The sequence below is a fragment of the Labrenzia sp. THAF35 genome (assembly GCF_009363595.1).
Lineage (GTDB): Bacteria > Pseudomonadota > Alphaproteobacteria > Rhizobiales > Stappiaceae > Roseibium > Roseibium algicola.
This window is the reverse complement of the sequence record NZ_CP045380.1, coordinates 1,742,426-1,761,969: the sequence shown is the minus strand read 5'-3', so window position 1 is coordinate 1,761,969 and position 19,544 is coordinate 1,742,426. Positions and strand designations below refer to the sequence as shown.

Below are 19,544 nucleotides of genomic sequence, written 5' to 3'. Positions count from 1 at the left end.
CGAGCGACCCCTGCCAACCGGCAACCGCTCCTGCGTTGCCACGGGATGCCAAAGCCTCGACTTGCTTTCACAAGGTCATCGGCAAAACGTCTGACTTGCTTGTGTGCACCGCAGCGGGCTTAATCCTCTCCGACAAATCAGAACCGGGAGGCACAGGTGAGCAAGACCAATCGCGGCAATTTCTTCGAAGACTTCAAGGTGGGACAGGTCATCCGCCACGCAACGCCGCGCACCGTCACCAGCGGTGACCAGGCGCTTTACACCGCGCTTTACGGCTCTCGCTTTGCGGTTCAGTCGTCAGACGCTTTCGCAAAATCCCTGGGCTATTCCCACGCCCCGGTCGACGACCTGCTGACCTTTCACATCGTCTTCGGCAAGACAGTGCCGGACATTTCGCTGAATGCCGTCGCCAATCTGGGTTATGCGGGCGGCCGGTTCCTGGCACCGGTTTTCCCGGGTGATACCATTTCCACCGTCTCCGAGGTGATCGGCAAGAAAGAGAACTCCAACGGCAAGACCGGCGTCGTCTATGTGCGCTCGACCGGCTACACCGAAAACGGCACCGAGGTGCTGGATTATGTCCGCTGGGTGATGGTCAACAAGCGTGTTGCCGCCAATCCGGCGCCGGAACCGGTGGTGCCGGAACTTCCTTCAGCGCTCGACCCGCAGTCACTCGGCACCGCTGTGCCATTGCTCGACACCGCCAATTGGGACAATGACCTGGCCGGATCCGAGTACCGTTTCGACGATTACGAGATTGGCGAGAAGATCGACCATGTCGACGGCATGACGGTGGAGGAAGCCGAGCATCAGCTGGCAACCCGTCTTTACCAGAACACCGCCAAGGTGCATTTCAACCAGCACACGGAAGCTCACAATCGTTTCGGCCACCGCCTGGTCTATGGCGGCCACGTGATCTCCATTGCCCGTGCGCTGTCGTTCAACGGGCTGGCCAACGCGTTTCATATTGCCGGCATCAACGGCGGCCGCCACGTCGGCCCGCTGGCGGCAGGCGACACGGTTTATGCCTGGTCGGAAGTTCTGGACAAGGCGGACATCGACGGCCGCTCGGACGTCGGCGCGCTGCGTCTGCGGCTTGTCGCCACCAAGAACCGGACCTGCCATGACTTCCCCGGACAGGACCATGAGGACAACTACCTGCCCGAAGTGGTTCTCGATTTCGACTACTGGGCCCTGATGCCGAAATAGGCATGACATCCGGCCCGATCCTTTTGGATGACGGATCTCCTCTTCCTCGCTACCATGACGCAAGAGGAGGTCTGGCATGCTGACAACGCTTTCGGGCCGGGAAACAAATCTGATCTTCGCGATCATGCAGGACATGATCGCCATCCAGGACGCACGGCAACTCAGGCTGCAGCTTGGCACCCGCTTGCTGGACCTTCTGGAGGCGGACTACTTTGCCTCCTACGTCTGGACAAGGACCGACGGCGACACGGACGGCGTGTTCCTGAACATGGACGAGAACAATCTCGCCGCCTACCAGCAGCATTTCCAGCACTGCGATCCGATTACACCCAGGTTCCGCATGTGCCGGCGCGCCACCCACCTCGACCAGGTCATTTCCCGGGAAGACTTCCTGCGCACCGAATTCTACAACGACTTTCTGGCACGGGACGGCCTGCATCAGGGCATGAACTTCCATGCCTATGCGGCGACCGGCCATCTGGGCGACCTGCGCATCTGGCGTGGCGCCGGCAAGGAAACCTTCCAGCAGCGCGATCTGGAAATACTGAATGCGATCGGCACGTCCTTCGGACATGCCCTTGCGAACATGCAGGCACACGAACGCAAACAGCGCGATGCCGACCCCCGATTGCGCTTGACGGCCTGGGCGGGCCACCACGGGCTCACCAGCCGGGAACAGGACGTGCTTTGCCTGGTGAGTGCAGGCAAGCGCGACCGCGAGATTGCGGCGGAACTTGAAATCTCCGTCACGACCGTTCGCACCCACCTCAAGGCGATGTTTCAAAAATCGGGGGTGACCAGCCGGGCGGAACTGCTCGCCAGCGTCAACACGCGACTTTCTCTCCAATAAACGAAGCGCCTCCTCATTTTCGAGGATGCGCCGGAAAAGACACAGGCGTTTGCTGTTTCCCTCATGCACAAGAAGGGGAACAAACATGAAAGTGCATCTCACAGCAGGACTGACTGCGATCGCAGCCGTCTTTGCCGGTCCGGCGTTTGCCGCCGACGACATCACCACCATGAGTGCGGCGGAAACGGCGAGCGCCATAGCCGGACAGACGCTGACAGCCACGGATCTCGTCAACGCCCTCATCGCCAGAACCGGCGATGACCCGGGCAATGTCTACATAACGTTCGACAGCGAAGGCGCGCTTGCAGCCGCTGCAGCCGCCGATGAAAGCGTGATGGCAGGTGAACCCCTCGGACCGCTGCACGGCGTGCCGATTGTCGTGAAGGACAACATTGCCTCCGCTGGCCTGCCGACCACCGGTGGGACACCTGCCCTGAAAGGATGGGTGCCCGCAGAAGACGCGCCTGTCTTGAAGAAACTGCGCGATGCGGGTGCGATCCTGCTCGGCAAGACCAATCTTCACGAACTTGCTTTCGGCATCACCTCGAACAACGCCGCCTTCGGCGCGGTTGCCAACGCCTATGATCCGGACCGCTTTGCCGGCGGCTCGAGCGGCGGCACCGGCGCTGCAATCGGCGCCAGGCTGGCGCCCGCCGGCCTTGGAACCGATACGGGCGGCTCGGTGCGCATTCCCTCGGCACTCAACGGTGTTTCCGGTCTGCGCCCGACCACAGGCCGCTACCCGGCGGAAGGTATCGTGCCGATTTCCGCGACACGCGACACGCCCGGTCCGATTGCAAGAACGGTTTCCGACCTGGTCCTCCTCGATGCGGTGATCACTGGTAGCAGTGCGACACTCGACCCTGCAGACCTCGGCACCGTCCGTCTGGGTGTTCCAGGCGTGCTGACGGACAACCTCTCACCGGAAACGGATCGTCTCTTCAAGGAAGCCCTGGACAAGCTGCAGGCCGCCGGCGTGACCCTTGTTCCCGTCGATATCAGCACAGAGCTTGAACTTGCCGGAAAAGCCGGTTTCCCGATCGCCCTGTGGGAAGTGAAACGGGATCTTGCCGCCTTTCTGGAGACGCATGAAACCGGGCTCGGGCTGCAGGACATAGCCGATGAAGTCGCCAGCCCCGACGTCAAATTCGTCTTCGACAATCTGGTGCTGGGCAACCAGGCGATCCCGGATGCAGTTTACCGGGAGGCAATGGACGACATGCGGCCATTGATCCAGGCCGGATATGCTGAAGTCTTTGCAGCCAACAAGCTGGACGCACTGGTTTTCCCGACAACCCCGCTGCCGGCACAGCCCATCACCGGTTCCGATGAAACCGTGTCGCTGAACGGAGAAGACGTACCGACCTTCCCCACGTTCATCCGCAACACCGATCCGGGTTCCGTCGCCGGAATTCCGGGCCTGTCCTTGCCCGCGGGGCTGACATCGGACGGCCTGCCCGTCGGCCTGGAGCTTGATGGCCCCGCCTATTCCGACCGGCATCTGCTGTCGCTCGGCCTGGCTGTCGAAGCGGTTCTGCCGCACCTTCCGGCGCCAGTGTCAAACTAGGCAGAGGGCCTTCACAGAAGCAGGGTGTTTCCTGTCTGGACTTTATCGGAAGTCCTGGCGCACACTCCCGCAAAACAGGAGTGTGCGCCATGAAAACAGTGTCCTTCACCCAGATGAAAGATGGCACCAAGGAAGACTACGATCTGCTGGCGGAAGCGGAGCGGCCCTATCACGCCCTGACACCGGAACGGATCCTGTCTGAACTGAAGCGCCAGAACGAGGACACGCTGTCCGGCTACAAGATCACCCGCATGCAGCATGGCCTGCAGGCGGCCACAAGGGCGCGTCGGGAAGGGGCGGACATCGACTGGATCGTCGGCGCGCTTCTTCATGATATCGGCGACGGGCTGGCCCCGCAGAACCACGACCGATTCTCTGCCGAGGTCATCCGCCCCTTCGTGCGGGACGAGGTTGCCTGGGTGGTGGAACATCACGGCATCTTCCAGATGCTCTATTACGGCCGTCACTATGGCTGGGACGAAAACGCCCGCGACCAGTTCAAGGATCACATGCACTTCCAGGCCTGCGCCGACTTCTGCGAACGCTGGGACCAGTCCTCCTTCGATCCCGATTATGAAATGGACACGCTGGAAAGCTTCGAACCTCTGGTGCGCGAAGTTTTCGCGCGAAAGGCCTACGACCCGGCCGTGCTGCAGGAAGGCGTTTCAAGGGGATTGCCGCCGCTGCAGTAAAAGACAAGCACGTGATCGACGCGGTAGCTTTTGTCTTTCAAAACACCGATCGACACTCCATCGCAAACAAGCCGTCCATCGCCCCCCTGAACCTTTCAAGGGTTCGGGAGACTGCCCCCTTGTTGCGACGAACGCCGCCGTTGCCGCGGATCGTAACCGAAAGTTTCCTTGTAAAATCAGTTAGATCGAGAAAGACATGCGTCAGAGAATTATTGTTTGCCCTTTGATCGAAAACGAAGGCGCGTACCTTCTGTGCAAGATGCCAAGCGACCGGGGTGTCTTTCCTGGACAATGGGCACTTTCGGGGGGCGGTCTGGAACAGGGTGAGCAGATGACAGAGGGACTGCTTCGAGAAAGCTCGGAAGAACTGGGATCCGACCTGACGATTGAAGCCGTCCAACCCTGGACGTTTCGCGACGATGTCCGGACAAAGACCTACCCGGACGGCACCTCCGAGCAGATTTACATGATTTATCTCATATTTGACTGCAAGGCCGCGAACCGCAACGTTTCCATCAACGAAGAGTTCGAGGACTTCGCATGGGTTCTTCCCGAAGATCTCGGCAAATATGATCTCAACGAAGCCACAAGAATGACGCTTGAAGCAAAGGGCCTGCTGCCGTCCTGACAGGTGTCGAGGATCCCGAGATCTGCCCACCTTCTCTACCAGAGCAAGCGCTCCCGCCAGGAATGCTCCGCTCAAATCCCGGCACGATAGGTTCCTTCTTCAACGACAGCCCTTTCAGGTCAACTTTGCGCCGCAAACAGCCACCACAACTTCAAGTTATGCGAATTTGAAATCGAACCTGATGGGGAGGGGCGAGCGTCATCAATGACCAGCGAAACAGTGAATTTTTACAACACCACTGCCAAGGAATATGTTGCCGACAAGGAGACGCCTAATCCCAGATTGCCTTCATTCCTGGAGCGATGCAAAGCAAAGGGCAGAATTCTGGAACTGGGAACCGGAGGCGGTGTGGACGCCGAGGCCATACTCAAGTCCGGCTTCGTCCTGGATGCGACGGATGGCTCGTCCGAACTCGCTGCGATAGCTGCGCAACGGTTAGGCCAGCCGGTTCGGACCATGTTGTTTACCGAGCTCGATGCGGTTGAGCTTTATGACGGCGTCTATGCCTGCGCCGCACTGACACACGCTCCAAGAGCCGACCTCGGCGATGTGGTTGAGAGAATTCATCGGGCGCTGCACGACAACGGGGTCGTTTGGGCCAGTTTCAAGGTTGGCACCAACGAAGGCACAGACGCGTTTGGTCGCTACTACAATCTTCTGCCTCAGGACGAACTGACTGCGATCTGGCGAGAAGCGGCAACCTGGCGCATCCTGGAAACAGAAACCTGGTTGGGAAGTGGTTACGACCGCAAACCAACCCAATGGGCCGCCATCACCGCGATCAAATAACGTCCGTTGAGGCAGGCTGTGCCGGCGGGCTTGCGCCGCGAGCTTCCTACATCACGCAAGATCTGCTCAATCCACCGTCACGCAGTTCGGATCGCATCCCCTCCACATCCTGAGGACTTTTCTGTCCTCTGGATGTGGACATCATCCGGGGGGCGAAATCTCCATGGGGCTGAAGACCGGGTATGAGGCTGAAGCCGGGACCGATCAGTTCGGCTTGGTATCCGGAACCACTTCGGTTTCGATCGGGCCAACACCAGCGCCTTCTTCCGAGGCTTTCGGACCGAAGGGTACCCAGCGCTTGAAGAAGCTTCCGACAGAGCTGCCGCCAGACTGGTCCTGCGGGGCAAAGGCGGTCTCGACCGCCGAACCCGGCCGCCGCTGTGCCGCCGGAGCCGCTTCTGCAGGAACTGCAGCCGTCGCCGTTTCGGCGGCGGGCTGTACGTCAGGCGCAGCCGTCTCGGCCGTGGCAACAGCCGGGTTGGTGTCGTCCTCACCACCGCCGAGCGCTTCGGCAAGCCGGTTGGAGCGCTCTTCCCAGCGCTTCTGGCGCTCGTCACGAGCATCGAAGCGGGCAGCAAGCTGCTGGTATTTCTCGTTGTCGCGGCGCTGCTTGGAGGCAACTGCCGTCGCGATGCTCGGGCTCACCTGATAGTCGGGGCATTTGGCGCTGGCCCGGAAGGGCACGCCTTCCACCAGTGTGGTGGCATCGAACACGTATTTCTTCTCGCAGACGGAAATCTGCGGCGGGGTCTGCGTGATCTCGAAATGGTCGTAGCCGGTCTTCAGCATTTTCCAGAATTCCATGTGCTCGCTGTCGCGGTGGCGAGCCATGTTTTCCGGCGTCATGCGGAAGGGAAAGGCCTGAACCTGGAAGGAGCGCTGACCACCCTTGAAGCTGTCGCGGGCAAGCGCGTAGATGTCCTGGACCTGCTCGTCCGTCATCGCGTAGCAGCCACGGGACGAACAGGCTCCATGCACCATCAGATGCGAGCCGGTGCGGCCGTGGGAGCGGTCATAGGAATTCGGGTAGCCGAGGTTGAAAGCCAGGTGATAACTGGAATTCGGGTTCATCAGGGCAGGCGTGATCTCGTAGAAGCCTTCCGGGGCCTGACGGTCGCCTTCCTTGAACTTCGGACCGAGCTTGCCGGACCATTTGCAGATCTCGAACTCGTCCAGAAGCTGGTATTTGCCCGTGCGGGTCTGTTTCCAGACTTCCAGAGCACTTTCTTCCTTGAAGATCCGGATCATGATCGGCGAGGTCGAGCTCATGTTGAGATCGTTCATCTTGCGCTTGATCGACGCGCTGACGGGCTGCTGCGCCTTGTTGGGGCCTGCAGTGAATTCGTCTGCCTGGCAAGCCGCCAGCACACCGGCAAGCATCAGCGCCGCACCAAGACGGGCTGCCTTGCGGCCGCTCAGGCCGCTGTTGTCAAGAAGAAGGCCGGCTGGCGTGTTCATAAGGCGCCGAAAGACCATGATACTGTCCCAAACTAAGCGGAAACCGACAAAGGCGAACGAACTGCCTTGCCGCACTTCCTGCGTCCTCGCCCCCGCGCAAAGGCTAGGGAATGATGGTTGACGATAAGTTACTGAAACCGGATTGTGCCTGCGACCAAAATTATGGTGATAGGAACAAAAACTTGCCCAAGCGTCATCTTGTGCGTCCCAACTTCGCCTGAATGACGGCAAATTCTGGCCACAGGATGGCAAAAAGGCCGCTTTTACGGCGGCCTTGCATCGTTTTTTCCGAAATACAGCAGTTTGGTGCAAAGCGCGGTTACCAGCGCGGCGATATCGCCGAAGCCGGCAACCGGAAGACACCAGGTCGAGCAGGAAGATCTAGCTCAGGGTTCTGCCGATAGAGATGAATTTTTCGCGCCGCTGCTTGCGTATTTCATCCGGCGACAGGCCTGCCAGCTCTTTCAGCGCAGATTCGATCGCCTTGCCCGCGTTGTCGATAACGATCTCGCGTGCACGGTGCGCACCGCCGACAGGCTCCTTGATGATGTCATCGATGACACCGAGCTGCTTGAGATCCTGTGCGGTGATCTTCAGTGCGGTCGCAGCGTCCTGCGCCTTGGCGCTGTCGCGCCACAGGATGGAGGCGGCGCCTTCCGGTGAAATCACCGAATAGATCGCGTGTTCCATCATGAGAACCTTGTTGGCGGTTGCGATCGCGATCGCGCCACCGGAGCCGCCTTCGCCAATGACGACGGAAACGGACGGCGTTCCAAGGCCGAGGCCGACATCCGTCGAGCGGGCGATGGCTTCGGACTGGCCGCGCTCTTCAGCCCCGCGTCCCGGATAGGCGCCGGAGGTGTCGACAAAGGTGATCAGCGGCAGGCCGAAACGTTCGGCCATTTCCATGACGCGGACCGCCTTGCGGTAACCTTCCGGACGGACCATGCCGAAGTTGTGCTTCAGACGCGTTTCGGTGTCGTGGCCTTTTTCCTGAGCCAGAACAGCCACCGACTGACCGCGAAAACGACCGATACCGGCGATCAGCGCTGCATCTTCGGCAAACTTCCTGTCACCGGCAAGCGGTGTGAAATCCTCGATCAGACCGGCGATATAGGCAACGGCATGCGGGCGATCGGGATGGCGGGCAACGAGCGTTTTCTGCCAGGGCGTCAGTTTGGCGTAGAGGTCCTGCAGCGTTTGCGAGGATTTCGTTTTCAGCCGGTCGATTTCACTGTCGACATTGACGGCTTCGCCATCTTCCCCGGCCAGAGCGCGCAGCTCCTGGATCTTGCCTTCAATGTCTGCAACGGGCTTTTCGAATTCCAAATAGCTGTGCATTTACTCGGTTACCTGAAACAAGCCGGCACCGCCTTACGTCCGGCGGCCGCTCCGGAAATTCTGTCACAAGATCGAAGGATTACCAGCCGAAAGAGACCAGCCACCCGAATGTCGATCATTTCAAAGACGTTCAAGCATCTTTGCCGCGTCTGAACAACGCAAGATGCTCCAGGCAACGCAAGCGTGCCTGAACGCATAGTTGGAGGGCTGTATCAAGAGACGCAAGTGGGCGCAAGTCTCGGTGTGCCAGCAAACAGGGATTGAAAGCCTCTCGCGCCTGGGAAACCCTTCCCGGATTTTTGCCGGAAAGGGCCGAAGAAGGGTCGGTGATCAGTCGACGGATGCCTGATCGCTGCCGGCACCGTCGATCTTGAGCTTGTCTGCTTCCACGATCAGGCGGCCGTTCTTGGTGTCTATGGAAATCCGGTAGGGGACGAGCACGTTGTCACGGCCCATCGGCGCAACCCACACTTCCATGTTGGCCTGAGCCATGTATTTGACCGAATCCTTGGACGGACGGTGCCCGGCGACAGGTACCCAGCGGGCCTTGCAAACAACGACCTGGCCGTCATAGCCGTGGCCCGAGACTTCCTTCGTGCCGGAATAGCTCAGCTTGATATCGAACCGTGTCCAGCCGTCGAACACCGGCAGACGACGCGAACAGGCCTTCGGCCCGAGACTGTCCTTGGCACGGCCCACCGGCATCAGAGCGGCGCTCAGCGGATCGATCGCATTGCGCGTATGCCGATCCGTCACCTTGATCCGCTCCGGATTGGGCTTGAACTGCGGCGCGACTTCCATTGAACGGATGGACCCGGAGCCCTGGCTCAGGTTGACGTAGAAATCGAGATTGGAGGCGTGCGACGCCATCCTGTATTTCGACGGCACGACGCGCGATCCGACCATCCAGCCGGATGCTTCCGCCCCACCCTTGCCGGTGGTGAACAGCGTGCCGATCCCTGCCGGCTCCAGGCTGACCTTGGCCGAATAGGCATTGCCCTGCATGACGAGCGACAGCGTTCCGCGCCCGACCTTGAAGCCGGCAATCGAAATATTGTAAAGGCCGCCGACGCTGTTTTTCTTGGCTTCCGCCGGTGTCGTCAGCAGCGCCGCAGCAAGCATTGGCAGGGCGACCAGCCGCCCGAGAGACATCAAACCAAACACTTCAAAACCTCCGGACTGCCGTCTGGCAGCGAATTGCGCCCCCGCGCCATGAGTGTTCCGCAACGGAAAGATACCATAAATCCCGCTCGATGAACGACCCCAATCATTCTAAATTATGGTAACTCAGTGGTTAACAGCCGGGTGCCCTGCAAATAAAAGCAGTGAATCTCCGCAAAGCGGCGGAGATGTCTTGACGTTGGCCTTCACTCCCATTATAGCGGGGCAACTTTTTCCGAGAAATGCCGGAGACGATGTCGCCGGGCCTCAGGTCCGCGCCGGTTCCGGTTGGACTTGCTGGGTTCAAAGTAACGGCCCAGCCACGAAAACAAAAGGTGATATCATGGCACGCCGTTGCGAACTCTCCGGCAAAGATGTGATGACGGGCAACAACGTCTCCCACGCTAACAACAAGTCCCGCCGCCGGTTCCTGCCGAACCTGTGCAACGTGTCCCTCATCAGCGACACGCTCGGCGAAACCTTCAAGCTGAAGGTCTGCGCACACGCACTGCGCTCCGTCGAACACCGCGGTGGTCTGGACGCATACCTGATGAAGGCAAGCGACGCGGACCTGTCCGATGCTGCTCGCAAGATCAAGGTCGACATCAAGCGCAAGCAGGCTGAAGCCGCTGCCGCTTAAGGCCTGAAGCGCCTGCACGGCTCGTTCCGGCAGCAGGCAGCTCGCATACTTGCAAAGAACCTTTTCAGGACGCCCAATCGATATCGGTTGGGCGTCTGTCGTTATGAGGTGAACACATGACCGAAACCCGGACCTTCTCCGCGAGCCATCACGTAGTCGCCATTCTGGCGATGGCGGCCGTTGTCGTTGCATCCAACTTTCTGGTCCAGTTCCCGGTCGAGCATTTCATCGGCGGTGTCAATCTTGCCGATACGCTCACGTGGGGTGCGTTCACCTACCCCGTCGCCTTCCTGGTGACCGATCTCACCAACCGCCGCTTCGGCCCGACCGCCGCTCGCAAGGTTGTGATTGCCGGCTTCCTGATTGCCGTGGTCCTGTCGATCTGGCTGGCGACGCCCCGCATTGCCATCGCCTCCGGCACGGCGTTCCTGGTCGCGCAATTGCTGGACGTGACGATATTCGACCGCATGCGAAAGCTGGCCTGGTGGAAAGCGCCGATCACCTCTTCCTTCATCGGCTCGGTAATCGACACGCTCCTGTTCTTCGGCATCGCCTTTTCCGCCAGCTTCGCCTTCATCGACGGCCTGTTCGGGATGGACGACAGCTCGCTCGCCTTCCCGGTGCCCTTCCTGGGCATCAGCGACGACACCCAGGCGCTGCTGTGGGTGTCGCTGGCGGTGGGAGACTTCCTGGTCAAGATGCTGGTTGCCGTCGCCCTGCTCGCCCCTTACCGCATCGTGCTCGGCCTGTTTCAGGCCATGCCGAAGGGAACTGCCGCCTAGGCACCAGGCGCGAAAAAGGCGAGGTTGGTCGTCCAGGGATCGACTTGCCGGGCAGAAGTGCTCCCGCGCCTCAATCTTCCAGTCGAAACCTCAGGAACAAGGTCCTTTGCAGGATCGAACGGTTGTTGTCGGAGACAAGCGTCAGGATTGTTTCACCGTTTTCATTGGTGTGAATACCCAGAGCTTCCATGTTGTCGATCTGGGAGTTGAAGTCGGCCTCCAGCAGCAACTCGCCTTCCAGAACGGCTCCGGCAGCAATGTCGGCTCCTTTGAACCGCCGCAGCCGCAGGCCGATCAGATCACGCAGGCTGAAGCGGCGCTCCACCAGAACCATGTCGCCACCGGGCAGAAACGCCGCATCCGTCGCATCGAAGCGCTCATACCGGCGGATGGTGAAGCGTTCCGTGCCGTCCGGACCAATGATGAAGCCAGACAGATCATGCAGGTCGCTTGGCGCTGATTCCGCGACAGCCACGAGCTTGCCGGCCAACGGGCCGTCTTCCGGCCCGGCCGCCAGAGCTTCCAGACCGGTGTTACGCGGCAGATCGCGAATATCCTGCGGCAGCGCGACTTCACCGATCATCCTTTCCTTGCCGGTCGAAATCGGCCACGGATATCGGTAGATGGCGTTGCGGGTTTCAGCAGTGACATAAAGACCGGAGCCCGACAGCGTCAGCGCCTCGGTATCATGACCCCAGCGTGCATCGAGCGTTTTGCCATCGGCCCCCAAAAGTGGCGCGAACCGCAAGTCTTCGATCTCCGTCGGCTTGCCATCCGCTGTCTGCACGATTCGGCCGCTGACCCAATGTCCGTTGTCGGTGACCGCCAGAAACGCGCTTCCCCCGTCCAGACTGATCAGACCGGAAAGCCCGCCGACCTTGCGGTCCGCGGCTATCAGCTCCAGACCGCCAAGAAAAGTCAGCTTGCCGAAGGTCGTATCGGCAAGTCCTATGCGGAATGTGTCGATGGACCGGGTACGGGCCTTGACCGGCTGTCCGTCCGAAAGCAGCTCCGGCGCCCCGGCGGCGGCAGGCGCAGCAAACCAGAAAGTGGAGAGAAAGACGGCAGCCAGCGCGAAGCTGCCTGCCGAAAGACGCCTTTCTGCTCCCATATTTTCCAGATCCTGCCGACTAACGATGACCCGCGCGGCGACGGCGGCCACGCGTGTTGAAGGAAGTGTCCACCTCGTCGTCGAAAAGGTTGGCAAGCTGGTCGGTCATGGCACCCGCCAGTTCTTCGGCATCGACAATGGTGACGGCCCGCCTGTAGTAGCGCGTGACGTCATGTCCGATACCGATGGCGATCAGCTCGACCGGCGACCGGGTCTCGATTTCCTCGATGACATAGCGCAGGTGACGCTCCAGATAGTTGCCCGGGTTGACCGAAAGCGTGGTGTCGTCCACCGGCGCGCCGTCGGAAATCATCATCAGGATGCGACGCTGTTCGGGCCGTGCCATCAGCCGGTCATGGGCCCACAGCAGGGCTTCGCCGTCGATGTTTTCCTTCAAAAGGCCTTCGCGCATCATCAGGCCGAGATTGCGTCGGGCCCGGCGCCAGGGCGCATCCGCGGACTTGTAGATGATGTGGCGCAGGTCGTTGAGCCGGCCAGGTGTCGGCGGCTTGCCGGCACCGATCCAGCTCTCCCGCGACTGGCCGCCTTTCCAGGCCTTGGTGGTGAAGCCGAGGATCTCGACCTTCACGCCGCAGCGCTCCAGCGTGCGCGCCAGAATGTCGGCACAAGTGGCGGCAACGGTGATAGGACGCCCGCGCATGGATCCCGAGTTGTCCAGAAGCAGCGTCACGACCGTGTCGCGGAAATTGGTGTCCCGCTCCTGCTTGAAGGCAAGCGGGGCCATCGGATCGGTTACGGCACGGGTCAGTCTGGCGGTGTCCAGAAGCCCTTCTTCAAGGTCGAAGTCCCAGGCCCGGTTCTGCTGCGCCATCAGCTTGCGCTGCAACCGGTTGGCAAGGCGCGCCACGGCCCCTTGCAGGTGGGTCAACTGCTTGTCCAGGAACCCGCGCAGACGATCAAGCTCCGCCATGTCGCAAAGTTCTTCAGCGGTAATCGTCTCGTCAAACTGGGTGGTGAACACGCGATAGTCGGATTCCGGCCGGTTGGAAAACGGCGTATCGGGTCGGTCGCTTTCGCCCGGCTCCTCGGTATCCTCCGACATGTCCTGATCGGCGAAGTCTTCCATATCGGCTTCGGCGGCTTCCGTATCGCCGCTTTCCTGCTCTTCGCCGGAAAGTTCCATCTCCTGCGGAGAGGCTTCCTGTTCGCCGGAATCTTCTTCGCTGTCGTCGCCCGATTCAGCTTCGTCGTTGTTGCCCTGGTCCTCGTTTTCTTCCGGGTCCATGTCCTGGTCGTGATCGCCAAGCTCATCACCCATGTCGAGCGATTTCAGGACGTCGCGAAGACGGGCGGCGAAGGAATTCTGGTCCTCGACTTCGGCCTCCAGCCTGTCGAGGTCGGCACCGGCCTTGTCCTCGATCCAGCCACGCCACATGTCGACGAGCTTGGTCGCGCTTTCCGGCGGCTTCGCACCGGTCAGGCGTTCACGCACCAGCAGGGACAGGGCATCCTGCAGCGGCGCTTCTTCCCGGCTGGAGATATCCGGCGCACCGGATTTGCGGAACCGGTCGTCAAGCATCACCGACAGGTTATCGGCAACCCCTTGCATCCGGCGTGCGCCAACGGCTTCGCAGCGGGCCTGTTCGACCGCTTCGAAGATCGCCCGCGCGTCCGGGCCCTGCGGCATGTTCTTGGAATGAACAGCCTTGTCGTGGCAGGCAATGCGCAGGGCGATGCTGTCCGACAGGCCACGGGTGATCGCGATCTCGCGCGCGTTGATCTTGCGCGAAGGCTCGGGCAAGCGCGCGGACATGCCGCTGAGACCGGGCCGGTCACCGGAAAAGATGACTTCCAGTTCCGGCTCTCCGGAAATCGCCCGCATGGTACCGGACACCGACTGCTTGAATGGCTCGGTGCTCGGTGCGGGCTTGTTGCCCGGAAGGGAATTGTGACCCGGCCGCGGTGCCATCGGGACCTCAGCTCATGACTACGTTGACGGAGGATTCCGGCAGATCTTCACCGAAGCAGCGCTGATAGAACTCGGCCACCAGGGACTGTTCCATGTCGTCGCACTTGTTGAGGAAGGTCAGACGGAAGGAAAAGCCGACATCGCCGAAAATCTGGGCATTTTCCGCCCAGGTAATGACCGTACGCGGGCTCATGACCGTGGACAGGTCGCCGTTGATGAAGGCGTTCCGGGTCATGTCCGCCAGGCGCACCATCTTGGAAACGGTGTTGCGGCCTTCGTCCGACTGGAAGTGCTTGGCCTTCGACAGAACGATATCCACCTCGTTGTCATGCGGCAGGTAGTTCAGCGTGGTGACGATCGACCAACGGTCCATCTGCGCCTGGTTGATCTGCTGCGTGCCGTGATAAAGACCGGAGGTATCGCCGAGACCGACCGTGTTGGCGGTGGCGAACAGCCGGAAGGCGGCATGCGGACGGATAACCCGGCTCTGGTCGAGCAGCGTCAGGCGGCCGGAAGATTCCAGAATACGCTGGATCACGAACATTACGTCCGGACGGCCGGCGTCGTATTCGTCGAAGACCAGCGCGACATTGTGCTGATAGGCCCAGGGCAGGATCCCGTCGCGAAACTCGGTAACCTGCTTGCCGTCCTTGATCACGATCGCGTCCTTGCCGACCAGATCGATACGGGAAATATGGCTGTCCAGGTTGACGCGAATACACGGCCAGTTGAGACGCGACGCCACCTGCTCGATGTGGGTCGATTTACCGGTACCGTGATACCCGGTCACCATCACGCGCCGGTTATGAGCAAAACCCGCCAGGATCGCCAACGTGGTCGCGCGGTCGAACAGGTAGTCTTCGTCACGCTCGGGCACATGTTCTGACGGCGCGGAAAATGCAGGTACCTTGAGGTCGGACTTGAAACCGAAAACCTCTTCTACGGAAATTTCAGTGTCCGGCATGGCCATGGCCGCAGTCGTCGTCTCAGTCATCAGTCCTCCGCAGTCCCGGAAGTTCGGGAAGGGTCGTTTGGGAAAAGCCGGCAGGACCCTGCAGGCTCTAAAGGAAACCGGCTTTTTTCAGAACGTTATACGCCTGAATGATTTCCCGCAGGCGGTCTTCGGAAGACCTGTCACCGCCATTGGCATCCGGATGGTTCAATTTAACAAGCTCCTTATAGCGCGCTTTGATTTCGGCGCCACGGGCTGTGTAAGGCAGATTGAGCACATCCAGGGAACGTTTTTCAAGCGTTAGTAGCTTTCTTTCGCGCGGGCGCCGAACTTGCTCGGTGCGCCGCTGCGCATTGGAGCGCATGCTGGAGCGGGCGTCGAACCCGTCCGGCCCCTCGGCTGCCTGCCGGTTTACGCCCATTTTCCAGGTCGGCCGGTGCCCCGTCAGACTGTCCTTCTGGTAGGTGCGCACGTCGTCGTCGCCCATACCTGTAAAATAGTTGTAGGACTTGTTGTATTCGCGCACATGGTCGACGCAGAAATTGAAATACTGCCCCTCCCGGTCACGCCCTTTCGGCGCCCGGTGCGTACCTGGCCGCTTGCAACCCGGATGGTCGCACGAAGGATGGCGGTCCTGTTCCACCCGTTCCTTGTCCGGTTTCACACGGATGCTGTCGAAGAGTTTTGAGTCCAGTTTCATGCGCCGAAATATTGAAGTGTGAGGGCCGACGGGCAAGCCGCAGGCCGTTGCATTGTCCCGGTATCCAAAGTTAATTTCCCCGCACCGGATTTCGAAAGTCGAAGAGCCCGGCACTGTATCAGGCAGGGCCGGACCACGAAAGACTTGAACTTCGAAAACAGCTACGCCAAGTGAGACACATGAGCACAAAGCAGACGATCACCGACAAACTCTCCGCAGCCTTCTCGCCGTCTTTTCTGAACGTCATCGACGAGTCGGAAAAGCACAGGGGCCACGGTGGCTGGCGCGAGGGCGGCGAAACCCACTTCCGGGTACAGATCGCCGCAGCCGCTTTCGAAGGCATGAACCGCGTGGCGAGGCACCGGGCGATCAACGACCTGCTTGCAGACGAAATTGCCGGCGGAGTGCACGCCCTGGCGCTGGAAATCCGCGCTGACAGCGAACCGGATCCCCGCGCGGCCCGTGTTTCGGGCGGCTGACAGGCTCGCCTTTTTACTGATCTTCAGACCAGCCACAAATCAGCCTGGGTAACTCCACCCGGCATTGAAGCCGAGTGGATTCTTGGCTCAGGTGCCTGCTTTCGCAGCCGCGCCCGCAACGGCCTGGGCAGCTCCGGCCGGCATCTTGACGCCGGGAATCTGGCCAAGCGGCATGATGCGCAGCCGCGTGATGCGGTTCTTCTCCCGCCGCAGCACCGTGAAGCGGAAACCGTGGAAGGTGAAGATCTGGCGCTCGTCCGGAATCATCCGCGCTTCGTGAATGACCAAACCGGCGATCGTGGTCGCCTCGTCGTCCGGCAGGCTCCAGTCGGCAGCGCGGTTGAGGTCGCGAATCGGCACCGAGCCGTCGACAATCACCGAGCCATCAGCTTGCGGCCGCAGGCCTTCCAGCTCCACGTCGTGCTCATCGGCGATCTCGCCGACGATTTCTTCCAGAATGTCTTCCAGCGTGACCAGGCCCATCACCTCGCCATACTCGTCAACCACGAGCGCGAAATGGGACTTGTGCCGCAGGAATGCATTGAGCTGATCCTGAAGCGAGGTCGTGTCGGGAACGAACCAGGCCGGGGCAGCGATATCCAGAACGTTGATCTTCGCAGCATCGCCACCGGCAGCCTGCAACGCACGCAGCAGATCCTTGGCATGCAGCACGCCGACGAAATTGTCGCTCTCCCCGCGCCAGAGCGGCAGGCGGGTATAGGGCGATGCCAGAGCCGCGTTCACCAGCTTGTCCGGCGCATCGTCCGCATTCAGCGCCACCATGTTGGTGCGGTGAACCATCACGTCCGAGACTTCCAGTTCCGCCAGGTCGAGCAAACCGCCGAGGCGGTCGCGCTCACCCTTTTCCAGGCCACCTTCGATATGCTGCAGATCGACGGCGCCGCGCAGTTCCTCATGCGGCGACAGGATCGAGGTGTCGTCGCCGATATTGACGCCAACCAGCTTCAGGATGTTGCGGACAATCCACTCCACCCCGACCACGATCGGACCGAACACGGCCACCACGAAGCGCACGATCGGCGCCACCGCCAGCGCAAACCGCTCCGGATTCGAAATGGCCCAGGTCTTCGGCAGCACTTCGGCAAAAACCAGAACGAGGGCGGTCATCACCAGGGTGGCAAGCGCAACGCCAGCGTCGCCGAACAGGGACAGGAACACACTGGTTGCCAGCGCAGACGCCAGAATGTTGACCAGGTTGTTACCCAGGAGCAGCGCGCCGATCAGACGTTCCCGGTTGGCGATCAGCAGGCTGACCACCCGGGCGCGCCAGTCGCCGGTTTTTTCCATCTGGTGCATGCGCGCGCGCGATGCGGCGGTGAGTGCCGTTTCCGAACCGGAAAAGAAGCCGGACAGGAACAGGAGAACGAAGATGGCGACAATCGCCAGCCAGAGAGCCGTTTCCGTCATGCCTCGAGTTTCTCCTTCAGGAAGTCAGAGACCAGTGCGGGATCGACGCCTTTTTCGACAAAGGCTTCGCCGATACCGCGCGTCAGAATGAAGGTCAGCGCCCCCCGGCTGACCTTCTTGTCCTGCGCGATGATATCCATGAGCGTTTCAGCCGGCGGCAGCTGACCGGGGATGTCCTGCACCCGCACTGGCAGGCCGACATCGCTCAGATGCTTGTGGACACGTTCGACGGTGTCCTCGCCGATCAGGCCGAGGCGCTGAGAGAATTCATGTGCCAGCATCATGCCGATGGAAACGCCTTCGCCATGGACCAGACGCTCGGTCTCGTAGGCGACCGCCGATTCCAGGGCGTGGCCGAACGTGTGACCCAGATTGAGGAGCGCCCTGCGGCCGGATTCCAACTCGTCGGCAGCAACCACATCCGCCTTTGCCTGACAGGACCTTGCGACGGCCTCGTCCCGCTCCGCGCCACCTGCAAAAACCGCCTGCCAGTTGGTCTCCAGCCAGGCGAAGAAATCCGCATCACCCAGGAGCCCGTATTTGGCGACTTCCGCATAACCGGCGCGGAAGTCGCGCAGCGGCAGCGTATCCAGAATGGCGGTATCGGCCAACACCAGGGCGGGCTGGTGGAAAGCGCCGATCAGGTTCTTGCCATGACGTGAATTGATGCCGGTCTTGCCGCCGACGGAACTGTCGACCTGGGCAAGAAGCGTGGTCGGCACCTGAATGAAGGCCATGCCACGGCGCACGGCCGAGGCGACAAAGCCCGTCAGGTCACCGACGACACCGCCGCCAAGGGCGACGACCGCATCGCCGCGCTCCAGCCGGGCGGCCAGAACCTCGTCGCACAGGCGCTCGAATTCGCGGAAGCATTTGGTGCTTTCGCCTGCCGGCACCGTGATGGCGGTGTGCTCCAGACCGGCAGCCTTGAGGCTCTGCGAAAAAGCCTTCAGATGAAGGCCCGCAACGGTTTCATCGGCAACGACCGCAAGACGCGCACCGGGCATAACGGCGGCGATTTCCGCTCCCGCTCCCTCAAGCAGCCCCCGACCGATCCTGATGTCGTAACTGCGCGCGCCAAGATCGACCCGGACGATCTTCTCGTCCCGGCCCAACAATGCTTTTGCCACTACCGTGTCTACCATGCCGTCACGCTTCTAAATTCAGGTCATTGATGTTTGCGCGGCGCTGGTGGCCTCGCGTTCGAACAGGTGATCCGCAAGGGTGGCGACGATCTGATCGACCACCGCCTCATGCGGAACGTCCTTGGAGGTGACCGTCAGCGCCGCCTTGGCATAGACGGGCTCGCGGTCAGCCATCAGCTTGCGCATCGTTCCCTCGGGATCGGGGTTCTGCAGCAGCGGACGCGTGGATCTGCGCCGGACCCGTGCCATGACCGTGTCGAAATCGACTTTCAACCAGATGGACAGTCCAAGCTCAGCGATTTCCGCCCGAGTTGCCTCGCTCATGAAAGCGCCGCCGCCCGTTGCCAGCACCTGCGGTCCTTCACGCAGAAGACGGGCGATCACCCGTTCTTCACCGCTGCGAAAATAAGGCTCGCCGTGTTCAGCGAAAATTTCCGCCACGCTCATGTTGGCCGCGCGCTCGATTTCGGTATCGGCGTCGACAAATTCAAGGCCCAGCCGGTGCGCCAGCCGCTTGCCGACGGTCGACTTGCCACAGCCCATGATTCCCACCAGAACGATGGACCGATGCCCCAGGGCAGCTACCAGGCGGGCCAGATCAACGGGTTTTACGTCTGTCTCCGCGGATCCTCCTTCGGAAGACCGCGCCTTGTCGTGTTCTGTCATGGCGGCGTTTTAGCAT

19 protein-coding genes are annotated in these 19,544 nt (G+C 60.8%); 9 read left to right on the top strand and 10 right to left on the bottom strand.

Annotated elements, in window-relative coordinates:
- Positions 1–156 precede the first annotated feature (156 nt).
- The 6 genes from FIU93_RS08145 to FIU93_RS08120 all read left to right on the top strand — a co-directional run bounded on the left by FIU93_RS08145 (position 157) and on the right by FIU93_RS08120 (position 5,735).
- Entirely contained in the window at positions 157–1,209 is a 1,053-nt protein-coding gene (locus FIU93_RS08145) for a MaoC family dehydratase (protein ID WP_062486615.1), read from the top strand.
- Positions 1,210–1,285: 76 nt separating this feature from the next.
- On the top strand, positions 1,286–2,059 hold the full coding sequence (locus FIU93_RS08140) for a LuxR family transcriptional regulator (protein ID WP_152505320.1): 774 nt from the start codon (positions 1,286–1,288) through the stop codon (positions 2,057–2,059).
- Positions 2,060–2,144: 85 nt separating this feature from the next.
- Positions 2,145–3,626 (top strand): indoleacetamide hydrolase, encoded by a 1,482-nt coding sequence (gene iaaH, locus FIU93_RS08135; protein WP_152505319.1) that lies wholly within the window; start codon positions 2,145–2,147, stop codon positions 3,624–3,626.
- A gap of 89 nt (positions 3,627–3,715) precedes the next feature.
- Positions 3,716–4,318, top strand: a complete 603-nt coding sequence (locus FIU93_RS08130) for an HD domain-containing protein (RefSeq protein WP_152505318.1) — start codon at positions 3,716–3,718, stop codon at positions 4,316–4,318.
- 196 nt (positions 4,319–4,514) lie between these two features.
- Positions 4,515–4,946, top strand: a complete 432-nt coding sequence (nudI, locus tag FIU93_RS08125) for a nucleoside triphosphatase NudI (protein ID WP_152505317.1) — start codon at positions 4,515–4,517, stop codon at positions 4,944–4,946.
- Between the two features lie 204 nt (positions 4,947–5,150).
- Positions 5,151–5,735 carry a class I SAM-dependent methyltransferase gene (locus FIU93_RS08120; RefSeq protein WP_152505316.1) on the top strand — a complete coding sequence of 195 codons (585 nt, stop codon included), beginning with the start codon at positions 5,151–5,153 and terminating at the stop codon, positions 5,733–5,735.
- 204 nt (positions 5,736–5,939) lie between these two features.
- Here the strand turns inward: FIU93_RS08120 and FIU93_RS08115 are convergent, their stop codons facing one another.
- The 3 genes from FIU93_RS08115 to FIU93_RS08105 form a co-directional block, all read right to left on the bottom strand.
- Positions 5,940–7,211 (bottom strand): murein L,D-transpeptidase family protein, encoded by a 1,272-nt coding sequence (locus FIU93_RS08115; protein WP_152505315.1) that lies wholly within the window; start codon positions 7,209–7,211, stop codon positions 5,940–5,942.
- Positions 7,212–7,574: 363 nt separating this feature from the next.
- On the bottom strand, positions 7,575–8,534 hold the full coding sequence (locus FIU93_RS08110; protein WP_152505314.1) for an acetyl-CoA carboxylase carboxyltransferase subunit alpha: 960 nt from the start codon (positions 8,532–8,534) through the stop codon (positions 7,575–7,577).
- A 330-nt stretch (positions 8,535–8,864) separates the two neighbouring features.
- The gene (locus FIU93_RS08105) at positions 8,865–9,698 is read right to left on the bottom strand and encodes a DUF3108 domain-containing protein (RefSeq protein ID WP_208984624.1); all 834 of its coding nucleotides are present in this window, start codon (positions 9,696–9,698) and stop codon (positions 8,865–8,867) included.
- Between the two features lie 340 nt (positions 9,699–10,038).
- Between FIU93_RS08105 and rpmB the strand changes: the two genes are divergently transcribed.
- Together rpmB and FIU93_RS08095 are read left to right on the top strand one after the other, a co-directional pair.
- A complete protein-coding gene (gene rpmB, locus FIU93_RS08100; RefSeq protein WP_023002809.1) occupies positions 10,039–10,335 on the top strand; it encodes a 50S ribosomal protein L28 in 297 nt (98 codons plus the stop codon).
- Positions 10,336–10,451: 116 nt separating this feature from the next.
- Positions 10,452–11,117, top strand: coding sequence for a VUT family protein (locus tag FIU93_RS08095; RefSeq protein WP_023002808.1), 666 nt, complete (start codon positions 10,452–10,454; stop codon positions 11,115–11,117).
- 70 nt (positions 11,118–11,187) lie between these two features.
- Here the strand turns inward: FIU93_RS08095 and FIU93_RS08090 are convergent, their stop codons facing one another.
- The 4 genes from FIU93_RS08090 to FIU93_RS08075 form a co-directional block, all read right to left on the bottom strand.
- On the bottom strand, positions 11,188–12,228 hold the full coding sequence (locus FIU93_RS08090; RefSeq protein WP_152505313.1) for an esterase-like activity of phytase family protein: 1,041 nt from the start codon (positions 12,226–12,228) through the stop codon (positions 11,188–11,190).
- Positions 12,229–12,247: 19 nt separating this feature from the next.
- Complete coding sequence (gene cobT / locus FIU93_RS08085) at positions 12,248–14,158, bottom strand: cobaltochelatase subunit CobT (RefSeq protein WP_023002806.1); 1,911 nt, start codon at positions 14,156–14,158, stop codon at positions 12,248–12,250.
- A gap of 7 nt (positions 14,159–14,165) precedes the next feature.
- On the bottom strand, positions 14,166–15,152 hold the full coding sequence (gene cobS / locus FIU93_RS08080) for a cobaltochelatase subunit CobS (protein ID WP_023002805.1): 987 nt from the start codon (positions 15,150–15,152) through the stop codon (positions 14,166–14,168).
- 67 nt (positions 15,153–15,219) lie between these two features.
- Positions 15,220–15,810, bottom strand: a complete 591-nt coding sequence (locus FIU93_RS08075) for a DnaJ domain-containing protein (RefSeq protein ID WP_023002804.1) — start codon at positions 15,808–15,810, stop codon at positions 15,220–15,222.
- A gap of 179 nt (positions 15,811–15,989) precedes the next feature.
- Here FIU93_RS08075 and FIU93_RS08070 point away from each other — a divergent pair, with 179 nt between their 5' ends.
- Positions 15,990–16,289 (top strand): BolA family protein, encoded by a 300-nt coding sequence (locus FIU93_RS08070; RefSeq protein WP_152505312.1) that lies wholly within the window; start codon positions 15,990–15,992, stop codon positions 16,287–16,289.
- Positions 16,290–16,376: 87 nt separating this feature from the next.
- Here FIU93_RS08070 and FIU93_RS08065 read toward each other — a convergent pair whose 3' ends face one another.
- From FIU93_RS08065 to FIU93_RS08055, 3 genes are read right to left on the bottom strand one after another with little or no spacing between them, the layout of a single operon-like run.
- Entirely contained in the window at positions 16,377–17,717 is a 1,341-nt protein-coding gene (locus FIU93_RS08065; RefSeq protein WP_023002801.1) for an HlyC/CorC family transporter, read from the bottom strand.
- On the bottom strand, positions 17,714–18,862 hold the full coding sequence (gene aroB, locus FIU93_RS08060) for a 3-dehydroquinate synthase (protein ID WP_152505311.1): 1,149 nt from the start codon (positions 18,860–18,862) through the stop codon (positions 17,714–17,716). Before aroB ends, FIU93_RS08065 begins: the two co-directional genes overlap by 4 nt.
- Positions 18,863–18,880: 18 nt before the next feature.
- The gene (locus FIU93_RS08055) at positions 18,881–19,528 is read right to left on the bottom strand and encodes a shikimate kinase (RefSeq protein WP_023002799.1); all 648 of its coding nucleotides are present in this window, start codon (positions 19,526–19,528) and stop codon (positions 18,881–18,883) included.
- Positions 19,529–19,544: the final 16 nt, after the last annotated feature.

Excerpts from the sequence above, each read along its gene's own strand:
- FIU93_RS08110 (WP_152505314.1), bottom strand. The coding sequence starts at position 8,534 with ATGCACAGCTATTTGGAATTCGAAAAGCCCGTTGCAGACATTGAAGGC.
- iaaH (WP_152505319.1), top strand. The coding sequence starts at position 2,145 with ATGAAAGTGCATCTCACAGCAGGACTGACTGCGATCGCAGCCGTCTTT.
- cobS (WP_023002805.1), bottom strand. The coding sequence starts at position 15,152 with ATGACTGAGACGACGACTGCGGCCATGGCCATGCCGGACACTGAAATT.
- FIU93_RS08095 (WP_023002808.1), top strand. The coding sequence starts at position 10,452 with ATGACCGAAACCCGGACCTTCTCCGCGAGCCATCACGTAGTCGCCATT.
- FIU93_RS08120 (WP_152505316.1), top strand. The coding sequence starts at position 5,151 with ATGACCAGCGAAACAGTGAATTTTTACAACACCACTGCCAAGGAATAT.
- FIU93_RS08130 (WP_152505318.1), top strand. The coding sequence starts at position 3,716 with ATGAAAACAGTGTCCTTCACCCAGATGAAAGATGGCACCAAGGAAGAC.
- cobT (WP_023002806.1), bottom strand. The coding sequence starts at position 14,158 with ATGGCACCGCGGCCGGGTCACAATTCCCTTCCGGGCAACAAGCCCGCA.
- FIU93_RS08140 (WP_152505320.1), top strand. The coding sequence starts at position 1,286 with ATGCTGACAACGCTTTCGGGCCGGGAAACAAATCTGATCTTCGCGATC.
- FIU93_RS08075 (WP_023002804.1), bottom strand. The coding sequence starts at position 15,810 with ATGAAACTGGACTCAAAACTCTTCGACAGCATCCGTGTGAAACCGGAC.
- aroB (WP_152505311.1), bottom strand. The coding sequence starts at position 18,862 with ATGGTAGACACGGTAGTGGCAAAAGCATTGTTGGGCCGGGACGAGAAG.
- FIU93_RS08055 (WP_023002799.1), bottom strand. The coding sequence starts at position 19,528 with ATGACAGAACACGACAAGGCGCGGTCTTCCGAAGGAGGATCCGCGGAG.
- FIU93_RS08070 (WP_152505312.1), top strand. The coding sequence starts at position 15,990 with ATGAGCACAAAGCAGACGATCACCGACAAACTCTCCGCAGCCTTCTCG.
- nudI (WP_152505317.1), top strand. The coding sequence starts at position 4,515 with ATGCGTCAGAGAATTATTGTTTGCCCTTTGATCGAAAACGAAGGCGCG.
- rpmB (WP_023002809.1), top strand. The coding sequence starts at position 10,039 with ATGGCACGCCGTTGCGAACTCTCCGGCAAAGATGTGATGACGGGCAAC.
- FIU93_RS08090 (WP_152505313.1), bottom strand. The coding sequence starts at position 12,228 with ATGGGAGCAGAAAGGCGTCTTTCGGCAGGCAGCTTCGCGCTGGCTGCC.
- FIU93_RS08065 (WP_023002801.1), bottom strand. The coding sequence starts at position 17,717 with ATGACGGAAACGGCTCTCTGGCTGGCGATTGTCGCCATCTTCGTTCTC.
- FIU93_RS08115 (WP_152505315.1), bottom strand. The coding sequence starts at position 7,211 with ATGGTCTTTCGGCGCCTTATGAACACGCCAGCCGGCCTTCTTCTTGAC.